Below are 11,552 nucleotides of genomic sequence, written 5' to 3' on the forward strand. Positions count from 1 at the left end.
GATCTTCCTCGCGCGCACAGAGATGCGAGCAATGCCCCGTCACGACTCGCGCCCCCAGGGCGCTCCCCGATCCAACGACCGCGACAGCCGACCCGGATCCCGCAGCAAGGGCCACCGAGGCTTCCGCGACGAGCAGCCGTCGAAGGGACGCTGGAGCCGCGACGACCGCGAGCGAGCCCAGGGCGGCCGCGCGAGCTCCGGACGACCCAACTGGACCCCGCCCGAGGAGCGCAACCGTGATGCCGGCCGCGGCCCGTCGTTCCGCACCCGCGGCGGCGCCCAGGGCGGGCGCGACCAGCAGCGAGACGACCGCCTGCACCGCGGCGAGCGGCCGCGCGGCTTCGAGCGGGCTCGCGACGAGCACCACGGCCGCGGCAGCTCGTCAGTCGCAGCCGACCGCGGCGCTCGCCGCTTCGACGACCGCGCCCCGCGTCGCGACGATCGCGCGCCGCGTCGCGATGACCGCTTCGGCGATCGCCGCGAGCAGGGCGAGCGCCGCTTCGAGGACCGCGCGCCGCGTCGTGATGACCGCGGTGAGCGTCGCTTCGACGACCGCGCTCCGCGCCGCGACGACCGCGCCCCGCGTCGCGACGACCGCTTCGGCGATCGCCGCGAGCCGGGCGAGCGTCGCTTCGACGACCGCGCGCCGCGTCGTGATGACCGCGATGAGCGTCGCTTCGACGATCGTGCTCCGCGTCGCGACGATCGCGGTGGCCGTCGCTTCGACGACCGGGCGCCGCGCCGCGACGACCGCGCTCCGCGCCGCGACGACCGCGCCCCGCGTCGCGACGACCGGGCGCCGCGTCGTGATGACCGCTTCGGCGATCGCCGCGACCAGGGCGAGCGCCGCTTCGACGACCGCGCCCCGCGCCGAGAGGACCGCACTCCCCGCCGCGAGGCCGACAGCCGTCCGCCCCGCCGCGATCGCTTCGACGAGCAGCCGCGACGCGACAGCACGTACTACCCGTCGAAGGAGTCGAACCCGTTCCAGTCGAAGGACGACGTGGTCCTCGAGCGCCTCGAGGCCACCTCGATCCGCGCCGAGGATGTCGAGGGCGTGACCTTCGCCGACCTCGGCATCGGTGAGAGCATCGGTCGCGCCCTGACCGGCATGGGCGCGCTGTCGCCCTTCCCGATCCAGGCGGCCACGATCCCCGACGTGCTCTCCGGTCGCGATGTGCTCGGCCGCGGCCGCACGGGGTCGGGCAAGAGCATCGCCTTCGGCGCACCCATCGTCGAGAAGCTCCTGCGCGGCCGCTCCGAGCGCCGCGAGATCGGCCGTGCGCCGCGCGCGCTCGTGCTGGCGCCGACGCGCGAGCTCGCGCAGCAGCTGAACCACACGATCATGACGCTGGGCCGCGAGGTCGGCGTCTTCACGACCGTCATCGTCGGCGGCGTGAAGCAGGATCGCCAGGTCGAGGGCCTGCGTCGCGGAGTGGACATCGTGATCGGCACCCCCGGCCGCATCGAGGATCTCGTCGAGCAGCGCAAGCTGAACCTCGGCGCGGTCGAGATCGCGGTGGTCGACGAGGCCGATCACATGTGCGAGCTCGGGTTCCTCGAGCCCGTGCAGCGCATCCTGCGTCGCACGAAGCCCGGCAGCCAGAAGCTGCTGTTCTCGGCGACCCTCGACTCCGAGGTGCAGACCATCGTCAAGGAGTTCCTGCCGCAGCCCGCGGTGCACGAGGTCGCGGGGGAGGAGCAGTCGACGTCGACGATCGACCACCAGATCCTCGTCACCGACCGCTACGACAAGGATGCGGTGCTCGAGCAGATCGTGCGCAACCCGGGCCGCATCGTGGTCTTCACGCGCACGCGCGCCTACGCCGAGCGCCTCGCCGAGCAGTTCAGCGACGCGGGCATCGCGGCGGTCAGCCTCCACGGCGACCTCACGCAGGCCAAGCGCAACCGCTCGCTGGAGAAGCTCAAGCGCGGCAAGGTCGACGTGCTGGTCGCGACCGACGTGGCTGCTCGCGGCATCCACATCGACGACATCGCGCTCGTCGTGCAGGCAGACCCGCCGGACGAGTACAAGACCTACCTGCACCGTTCGGGCCGCACGGGCCGCGCGGGCAACGACGGCCGCGTGGTCACCGTGATCGCCCCGGCGCGCCGCAAGCGCACCCAGCAGCTGCTGGACCGGGCCGAGATCGAGGCGCCGATGATCCCCGTCACGCCGGGCGACGATCTGCTCGACACGCTCACCGCGCCGCCGGCGGCCGCGCCCGAGGCCGAATAGCCCGCACTCCCCACCAGCGGCGCCGGCGCCGGCGCCGGCGCGGGTGCACAACGCAAGCCCGCAGCGCGCAGGACGGCCCGGATCTTCGCGATCCGGGCCGTCCTGCGCGCTGTCTGCGCGTTCGGCTTGCGTTGTGCAGAGGCTGGCGTAGCGTTGGGGCATGCGCATCGTCGTGATCGGCGGATCTGGGAACGCGGGCTCGTCCATCGTGCGGGCACTGGCGCGGCGGGGCGCCGACGTGCGCCCGATGTCGCGGTCGGGCAAGGCCATCGCCGGAGCCGCTGGCGTGCAGGCCGACATCGTCTCGGGCGCGGGGCTCGACGAAGCGCTCGAGGGCGCCGAGGTCGTCGTCGACGCCGTGAACTCGCGCAACCCCATCGACCCGAAGCCCTTCACGATCGGCGCCCGGAACATCGTCGCGGCGGCAGAGCGCGCCGGCGTCCAGCGAGCCGTGGTGCTGTCGATCCTCGGCGTCGACCGCTCGAAGCTGTCCTACCACCGGCGCAAGCACGAGCAGGAGCTCGCCTACCTCGACTCCTCGCTCGAGGTGGCGGTGGTGCGCGCGGCGCAGTTCCACGAGTGGTCCGTCGACCAGTTCGAGGCGGGCTCGGCCCTCGGCGCGATCCCGGTGGCGCTGGGCGGCCGCATGCAACCGGTGGCCGTCAGCGAGGTCGCCGAGCTGTGCGCCGACGAGGCGCTGGAGCCGAGCGGCAAGCGCTTCATCGAGATCGCGGGGCCGCAGGTGCGGCTGTCGCGGGACCTCGCGAAGTCGTGGCAGGCCGCGACCGGGGCGCGCGGACTGATCGTGAACGGTCCGTTCCCGCCGTCGTTGCTCGACTACCTGCGCTCCGGCGCCAACTTCACCGAGCAGCACAAGGGTCGCGTCACGTTCGAGGAGTGGCTCGCGCGCCGGCGCTGAGCACTCGGCAACGCTGAGCGTTGAGCATCGCAGTGGGCATCGCTGAGCACGCGGCTGCATCGCCCGCGGCAGGGCGGATGCGCTGCGCGGCAGGGCGGATGCGCGGCGTCGCAGAGCGGTCGGCGCGTCGGTGAGCGCGGCCCTGCCCGCGCGGCTGCAGCGACTCGCGGAGGTCGCGGTCGCGGAGCACGGCGTGCCCGGCGTGGTCGGAGCGCTCTGGGGCCGCGACGACCTGCCGGCGGTCGCCGTCGCGGGCGCGCGCTCGCTCGGGGGCGAAGCGATGACGCGCGACACCGTCTTCCGCATCGCGTCGCTCACCAAGCCCGTCGTCACCGCCGCCGCGATGGTCCTGGTCGATCGCGGCGCGCTCCGGCTCGAAGCGCCGGTGGAGCGGTGGCTGCCGGAGCTCGCTGCGCCGCGCGTGCTGCTCGACCCCGCCGGCCCGCTCGACGAGACCAGGGCGGCCAGCGGACCGATCAGGGTCGAGCACCTCCTGTCGCTGCGCGGCGGCCTCGGCATCGCGGGCTTCGAACCGACGCCGCTCGCGGCCGTGCTGACCGAGCGGCTGCACCAGGCGGCGCCCGATCCCGCGGGCTGGGCCGGCCCTGACGAGTGGATCGCCCGCGTGGCCGAGCTGCCGCTGCTGCATGATCCAGGGCGAGGCTGGAGCTACAACACGGGGCTCGACATCGCCGGTGTGCTGCTGGCGCGCGCCGCGGGCTCGAGCCTCGGCGAGGTCCTCGTCGACACGCTCCTCGATCCGCTCGGCATGGCCGACACCGGCTTCGAGCTGCGCGGGGCCCAGGTGCGGCGCGCTGCGGCCGCCTACGCCCCGCAGGACGGAGCCTTGCGGCTGAGCGATCCGGCGGCGGGCTCGTGGGTGGGCCCCGTGCCCTTCGAATCCGGGGCGGGCGGCCTGGTGTCGACGCTCGACGACCTGCTGGCGTTCGGGCGCATGCTCGTGCGCGGTGGCCGGGCGGGCGATCGTCAGGTGCTCAGCGAGGCCGCCGTCGAGCGCATGCTCGCCCCCGGAGCGACGTCGAGCCCGCACCACCCGTTCCTCGAGGGCCAGTCGTGGTCGCTCGGCGGCAGCGTCGACGTCGTCGAGAGGCAGCCCTGGGAGGTGCTCGGCCGCTACGGCTGGATCGGCGGCACCGGCACCGCGCTGTACGTCTACCCTCGCGCCCAAGCGGTGCTCGTCTGGCTCACGCAGCACGGACTCGGCGCGCCCGACGACGCCGAGCGCATCGTGCCGCCGCTGCTGCTCGCGGCCGAGCACGCGCGCGGCGCTGCGCCGTAGCGGAGCGCCGGCGCTGCTCACAGGAGCCCGGCTCGGCATCGCGCGCGTGGGCGCAGCCACCTAGGCTGGGATGCGCCATGGACGCGAAGGGGGACGCGTGACCGACGCGATGCGCGACGAGTGGGCACCGCCCAGCGACGACGATGCACCTGAGCCCTGGGACGCCTACGGCGACCAGGAGGACGGCTGGGTGCCGCCGCCGGACCCGGGTGCGCTCGTCGGCGCGCCGGCGGGCGGCTCCTCGAGGACCGGCGCGCGCGCAGCACCGGCGCGAGCGGGCTCCGTGGCCCAGCAGGGCGCGCGAGCCGCGCGGCCGCAGGTCGCCAGGGCTCCGGGGGTGGCGGCGTCGGCGAAGGCCGCGACGCCGCTCGAGGCACTCACCCGCGTCTGGGGCTACGACGCGTTCCGCGGCGAGCAGGCCCAGGTCATCGACGAGGTCGTCGCGGGCCGCGACGCCGTGGTGCTGATGCCCACCGGCGGCGGCAAGAGCCTCTGCTACCAGATCCCCTCGCTCGTGCGCGAAGGCACCGGCGTCGTCATCAGCCCGCTGATCGCCCTGATGCACGATCAGGTCGACGCGCTCGAGCAGCTCGGCGTGCGCGCCGCCTACCTCAACTCCACGCAGTCGATCGATGAGCGTCGCGACGTCGAGCGCCGCCTGCTGGCGGGCGAGCTCGACATGCTCTACTTGGCGCCCGAGAGGCTCCCGGTCGCGCAGAGCCTCCTCGACGCCGCCCCGATCGCGCTGTTCGCGATCGACGAGGCCCACTGCGTCAGCCAGTGGGGCCACGACTTCCGGCCCGACTACCTGCAGCTGTCGGTGCTGGGGGAGCGGTGGCCCGACGTGCCGCGCATCGCCCTCACCGCCACCGCCACCAGCGAGACGCGCAGCGAGATCGTCGAGCGGCTGGGACTGCACGGCGCGCAGGTGTTCGTCTCCAGCTTCGACCGGCCCAACATCCAGTACCGCATCGCGCCGAAGCAGGACGCGAAGGCGCAGCTGCTCCGCATCATCCGCGACGAGCACCCGGGCGCCGCGGGCATCGTCTACTGCCTGTCGCGACGCTCGGTGGAGTCGACCGCCGAGTGGCTGCACGCGCAGGGGGTCGACGCCCTGCCGTACCACGCAGGGCTCGACGGGGGCACGCGCGCCGCCAACCAGCAGCGGTTCCTGCGCGAGGACGGCGTCGTCATGGTCGCGACGATCGCCTTCGGCATGGGCATCGACAAGCCCGACGTGCGCTTCGTCGCGCACCTCGACCTGCCGAAGTCCGTCGAGGGCTACTACCAGGAGACCGGTCGCGCTGGCCGAGACGGTGAGCCCTCGACCGCGTGGCTCGCCTACGGCCTGCAGGATGTCGTGCAGCAGCGCCGCATGATCGCCGAGGGCGACGGCGATGCCCAGCGCAAGCGCAACCAGACGCTCCACCTCGACGCGATGCTGGCGCTCTGCGAGACGGTCGAGTGCCGTCGGGTGCAGCTGCTGGCCTACTTCGGCGAGCCGAGCACGGCCTGCGGCAACTGCGACACGTGCCTCACACCGCCCGACTCCTACGACGGCACGGTGCCCGCGCAGAAGCTGCTCTCCACGATCGTGCGCCTGCAGCGAGAGCGGCGGCAGTCCTACGGCGCCGGGCACCTGGTCGACATCCTGGTCGGCGCCGACACCGAGCGCGTCCGCCGCTTCGGCCACGAGCAGCTCGCCACGTACGGCATCGGGCGCGACCTGCCGGCCACGCAGTGGCGAGGCATCGTGCGGCAGCTGCTCGCGCAGGGCCTGCTGCAGGTGCAGGGCGAGTACGGCGTGCTGGCGATGACGGATGCGTCTGCCGCCGTGCTCTCGGGCGAGCGGGAGGTGCGGCTGCGCCACGAGGCGAAGGCGCCGGCGAAGGCGGCCAAGCGCTCGACCTCCACAGCGCAGCTCGACGACGAGCAGCAGGGCGTCTTCCAGGCGCTGCGCTCCTGGCGCGCCGCGACGGCGAAGGAGCAAGCCGTGCCCGCCTACGTCGTCTTCAACGACAAGACCCTCGCGGCCATCGCCGAGCGGAAGCCGACCAGCCTGGTCGAGCTCTCCACCATCTCGGGGGTCGGTGAGTCCAAGCTCGAGCGCTACGGCGAGGCCGTGCTCGAGGTGCTGGCGGCGGCATGACGCCGGCTGCGCCCGGTGGCAATGCGCAGCGCACCTCGGTGCGCCTCGACGTCTGGATCTGGGCCGTCCGGCTCGTGAAGACCCGGGCTGCCGCGACCGAGGCCTGCCGGGGCGGCCACGTCAAGGTCGGCGGGCGACCGGCGAAGGCGGCCCACGCGGTGCGGGTGGGCGACGAGGTGCGGGTGCGCATCCACGGGTTCGATCGCGTGGTGATCGTCACCGAGCTGCTCGCGAAGCGCGTCGGCGCTCCTGCGGCTGCGGCGGCGTTCGAGGATCACTCGCCGCCGAGGCCCACCGCGATCGAGGCGGCGCAGGTGCCGCATCGGCCGCGGGGCGCGGGTCGGCCGACGAGCCGGGAGCGGCGCGAGATCGATCGACTTCGGGGCAGGGAGGGCTAGCCTCGCCCGCACGAGGTATCACATTCGTGCGCGATCCGCTCTGATGACATTCCCAGCGTTCTGCCGTTGAGGAAATTTGCAGAATGCGGAACTTTGGTCTCGAGACCGCAGCCGCTTCGCACCAGATCCAGATGCACTCCTCAGGGTGACGAGCGGCTCATGCACCGCCGCCTCGGAATCGGAGTCACCCCATGCCTAGGAACCCACAGCCTGCAGCGACGCCGAGGCGTCTCCGAGACCGACTGCTGGCGGGCCTCGCGGCCACCGCGCTCGCCACCGTCGGCATCCACCTGGGCGCGGCCCCAGCCTCCGCCCTCCCCGGTGAGTCGTCGCGCGCCGACGCGGCGTTCCTGGACGCCGGAGCGCTCGGCCTCGACCTGGCAGGCATCGACGGCGCTCAGGCCGAGTACGTCGACGGGGTGACGTCGGGCGCCTCCGACGTCGACGACGCTGCGCTCGACGTCACGGCGCTCAGCGCCCTGACGCTCGGCCTGCCCGACCTCGAGATCGGTGTGGGAGAGCTGCTGCAGCTCGGCGTGATCCAGCAGTACGCCGAGGCGCAGCCCGGCGGCGCGTCGAGCAGCTCGGCCTCGACGGCAGACCTCGACATCGACCTGCTGGCACTGCTGCCGACGACTCCGGCGCTCTCCACCGGCACGGTCTCCCTGGGAGCCGTGGGATCCGAGGCCGCGCTCGCGGAGGACGGCACGCTCTCACGCACCACGACCGTCGCTGACGCGACGCTCGAGCTCGAGTCGCCGCTGGTCGGCGACCTCACCAGCACGGTGACCGCGGCCACCGCGAGCGTGAACGCCGCTGTCAACGGCCTGAGCGACGCGCTCGAGGGAGCCATCGATGGCGTGGTCGGCGATCTGCTCAACCTGGTGGGAGGGGTCACCGGCCTCACCAGCACCACCACCTCGGTGACCGTCGACTCGAGGCTCGACGAAGCGGTCGCGGGCCTGCTGACGCAGACCCTGAGCACGGAGCTCGTCTCGATCGACCTCAGCACCGGCGTGATCACCGTCGACCTCGCGGGTGGCGTCGACCTGAACGACCTCGACCCCAACTCGACGCTCCTGAGCCCCGAGGTGCTGCAGCTCGTCTCCGCCGACGTCGCCGAGCTGCTCGCAGAGCTGCAGGCCGACGTCAACGATGTGCTCGCGAACGCGACCGACTACGTGGACGTCACGATCGACTCCGACACCGCCGTCACGGCGCCCATCGTCGGCACCGTGCTCGCGACCCTCACCATCGACTTCGACGGCACGCTCGGCGCGCTCGTCGACGGCAGCGCGCCGCTCGACATCGACGGCACCGGACTCCTCGCCCTGATCCCGGTCGACGCGGCATCCGATCTGCTCCTGGGCGTGATCACCCCCGCGGTCGACCTCGCGCTCACCTCCGTGCTCGAGACGGCGGGCGCCACGGTCGACACGGCCGTCACGACCCTGACCGACGGGCTCGCCACCGCGCTCGCCGCGCTGGCCGGCGCCGCAGCCATCAACCTCAACGTGCAGGACGCCGGAGACGGCCTCGCCGACGCCGCCACGGTCACCGCCGTGCAGCTCCTCGTGCTCGGCGGCACCGTCGGCATCGACGTGGCGACCTCGTCGGTGGGCCCGAACGCGCAGCTCGACTTCGCGCCGACCATCGCCGCGATCGACGCGGCCACGGGTGCCTCGACCACGATCTCGGGTGACGGCTGGCCGGCGGAGACCTCGGTGAGCCTGCAGGTGACGGATGCCGCGGGCGATGCGGTCGGAGGGCCCATCACCGTCGTGACGGATGGCTCCGGCGCGATCCCAGCAGACACCACGTACCCCATCGACGCCGACGCCGCCGGCGGCACGGCGACGATCACCGGCACGGCGCTCGATGCCGACGGCTCGCCCACGGCGGTGACGGCGAGCGGGCTGTTCGAGATCAGCGACACGACGGCACCGGATGCGCCGGTGATCGTCTCGCCTGCGGACGGTTCGACGATCGCGGATGCGACGCCGACCGTCACGGGTACGGGTGAGCCGGGTGCGACGGTCGAGGTCTTGATCGACGGTGCGGTCGTCGGCACGGCCGAGGTGGACGAGGCCGGCGACTGGTCGCTGGAGACGACGGATGAGCTGGCCGAGGGTGAGCACATCGTCGATGCGACGCAGACGGATGCGGCGGGCAACACCTCTGCAGCCGACTCGAACGCGTTCGTGGTGGACACGACGGCGCCGGAGGCGCCGGTGATCGTCTCGCCTGCGGATGGGTCGACGATCGCTGACGCGACGCCGACGGTGTCGGGCACGGGTGAGCCGGGTGCGACGGTCGAGGTGTCGATCGATGGTGCGGTGGTCGGTACGGCCGTGGTCGATGAGGATGGCGCGTGGTCGCTGGAGACGACGGAGGTGCTGGCCGATGGTGAGCACACGGTCGATGCGACGCAGACGGATGCGGCGGGCAACGTGTCCGTTGCGGATTCGAACACCTTCGTGGTGGACACGGTGGCGCCGGTTGCTCCGGTGATCACGGGTCCGGTGGATGGTTCGACGATCTCGGATGCGTCGCCGACGGTGACGGGTACGGGTGAGCCGGGCGCGACGGTCGAGGTGTCGATCGATGGCGCGGTGGTCGGTACGGCCGTGGTCGATGAGGATGGCGCGTGGTCGCTGGAGACGACGGAGGTGCTCGCCGATGGTGAGCACACGGTGGATGCGACGCAGTCGGATGCGGCGGGCAACGTGTCGCCGGCGGACAGCGTGTCGTTCACGGTCGACAGCGCTGCTCCGGTGGCGCCGGTGATCGAGCAGCCGCTCAGCGGCAGCACGACCGGTGACAGCACGCCGACGGTGGCGGGTTCTGGTGAGGCCGGGTCGACGGTGGTGGTGACCTCGTCCGAGGGTCTGGTGCTGGGTGAGGCGCTGGTGGATGAGGACGGGGCGTGGAGCTTCGCGTCGGTCGAGCTGGCTGATGGCACGTACACGATCACGGCGGTGCAGTCGGATGCGGTGGGCAACGAGTCGGCGACGTCGAACTCGGTGATCTTCACCGTCGACACGGTGGCGCCTGAGGCGCCGGTGATCGTCTCGCCCGCGGACGGGTCGACGATCGCTGACGCGACGCCGACGGTCTCGGGCACGGGTGAGCCGGGCGCGATCGTCGAGGTGTCGATCGACGGCGCCGTGGTCGGCACGGCCGAGGTCGATGAGGATGGCGCGTGGTCGCTGGAGACGACGGACGAGCTGGCCGACGGTGAGCACACGGTCGACGCGACGCAGACGGATGCGGCGGGCAACACCTCCGCAGCCGATTCGAACGCGTTCGTGGTCGACACGACGGCGCCGGAGGCGCCGGTGATCGTCTCGCCCGCGGATGGGTCGACGAGCGCCGACACGACGCCGACCGTCACGGGCACGGGCGAGCCGGGCGCGATCGTCGTGGTCTCGATCGACGGCACGGTCGTCGGCACGGCAGAGGTCGACCAGGCCGGCGACTGGTCGCTCGAGACGACCGAGGAGCTCGCCGACGGCGAGCACACCATCGACGCGACGCAGACCGACGACGCGGGCAACACCTCGCCGGCCGACAGCGTGACCTTCGTGGTGGACACGACGGCACCGGACGCGCCGGTGATCGAGGCGCCCGCGGATGGCTCGACGACCAATGACACGACCCCGACGGTGTCGGGCACGGGCGAGCCGGGCGCGACGGTCGAGGTCTCGATCGACGGTGCGGTCGTCGGCCCGACCGAGGTCGACGAGGACGGCGCGTGGTCGCTGGAGACGACCGAGGAGCTGGCCGAGGGCGAGCACACGGTCGACGCGACCCAGACCGATGCGGCGGGCAACACCTCCGCTGCCGACTCGAACGCGTTCGTGGTCGACACGACGGCGCCGGCTGCTCCGGTGATCGAATCGCCTGCGGATGGGTCCACGATCGGTGACACCACCCCGACGGTCAGCGGCACGGGTGAGCCGGGCGCGACGGTCGAGGTGTCGATCGACGGCACCGCGGTCGGCACGGCCGAGGTCGACGAGGCCGGCGACTGGTCGATCGAGACGACCGACGAGCTCGCGGAGGGCGAGCACACGGTCGACGCGACGCAGACCGATGCCGCGGGCAACACCTCGCCGGCCGACAGCGTGACCTTCACGATCGACACGACCGCGCCTGAGGCGCCGGTGATCGTCTCGCCCGCAGACGGCTCGACGACGAGCGACACGACGCCGACGGTGTCGGGCACGGGTGAGCCGGGTGCGACGGTCGAGGTGTCGATCGATGGCGCTGTGGTCGGCACGGCCGAGGTCGACGAGGACGGCGCCTGGTCGCTGGAGACGACGGACGAGCTGGCCGAGGGTGAGCACACGGTCGACGCGACGCAGACGGATGCGGCGGGCAACACCTCCGCAGCCGACTCGAACGCGTTCGTGGTCGACACGACGGCGCCGGACGCGCCGGTGATCGAGGCGCCCGCGGATGGCTCGACGACCAATGACACGACCCCGACGGTGTCGGGCACGGCCGAGCCCGGCGCGACGGTCGAGGTGTCGATCGATGGCGGG

The 11,552-nt window shown here is 72.8% G+C and carries 6 protein-coding genes; all 6 read left to right on the forward strand.

The annotated features are described in order from the left end of the window. The first annotated feature begins 31 nt into the window (after positions 1-31). Complete coding sequence (locus AA0Z99_RS13620) at positions 32-2,239, forward strand: DEAD/DEAH box helicase (protein WP_413318257.1); 2,208 nt, start codon at positions 32-34, stop codon at positions 2,237-2,239. 160 nt (positions 2,240-2,399) lie between these two features. After that, complete coding sequence (locus AA0Z99_RS13625; protein WP_413318259.1) at positions 2,400-3,158, forward strand: SDR family oxidoreductase; 759 nt, start codon at positions 2,400-2,402, stop codon at positions 3,156-3,158. Positions 3,159-3,288: 130 nt separating this feature from the next. Further along, a complete protein-coding gene (locus AA0Z99_RS13630; protein WP_413318260.1) occupies positions 3,289-4,458 on the forward strand; it encodes a serine hydrolase domain-containing protein in 1,170 nt (389 codons plus the stop codon). A gap of 109 nt (positions 4,459-4,567) precedes the next feature. Beyond that, the gene (recQ, locus tag AA0Z99_RS13635) at positions 4,568-6,607 is read left to right on the forward strand and encodes a DNA helicase RecQ (RefSeq protein ID WP_413320885.1); all 2,040 of its coding nucleotides are present in this window, start codon (positions 4,568-4,570) and stop codon (positions 6,605-6,607) included. Continuing rightward, on the forward strand, positions 6,604-7,005 hold the full coding sequence (locus tag AA0Z99_RS13640) for an RNA-binding S4 domain-containing protein (RefSeq protein WP_413318262.1): 402 nt from the start codon (positions 6,604-6,606) through the stop codon (positions 7,003-7,005). The genes recQ and AA0Z99_RS13640 overlap by 4 nt, the downstream gene beginning before the upstream one ends. Positions 7,006-7,196: 191 nt before the next feature. Next, the coding region (locus tag AA0Z99_RS13645) for an Ig-like domain-containing protein (RefSeq protein ID WP_413318264.1) at positions 7,197-11,552 on the forward strand (4,356 nt) is incomplete at its 3' end.

This window comes from Agrococcus phoenicis (assembly GCF_047302415.1).
GTDB lineage: Bacteria > Actinomycetota > Actinomycetes > Actinomycetales > Microbacteriaceae > Agrococcus.

Excerpts from the sequence above, each read along its gene's own strand:
- recQ (WP_413320885.1), top strand. The coding sequence starts at position 4,568 with ATGCGCGACGAGTGGGCACCGCCCAGCGACGACGATGCACCTGAGCCC.
- AA0Z99_RS13625 (WP_413318259.1), top strand. The coding sequence starts at position 2,400 with ATGCGCATCGTCGTGATCGGCGGATCTGGGAACGCGGGCTCGTCCATC.
- AA0Z99_RS13640 (WP_413318262.1), top strand. The coding sequence starts at position 6,604 with ATGACGCCGGCTGCGCCCGGTGGCAATGCGCAGCGCACCTCGGTGCGC.
- AA0Z99_RS13620 (WP_413318257.1), top strand. The coding sequence starts at position 32 with ATGCCCCGTCACGACTCGCGCCCCCAGGGCGCTCCCCGATCCAACGAC.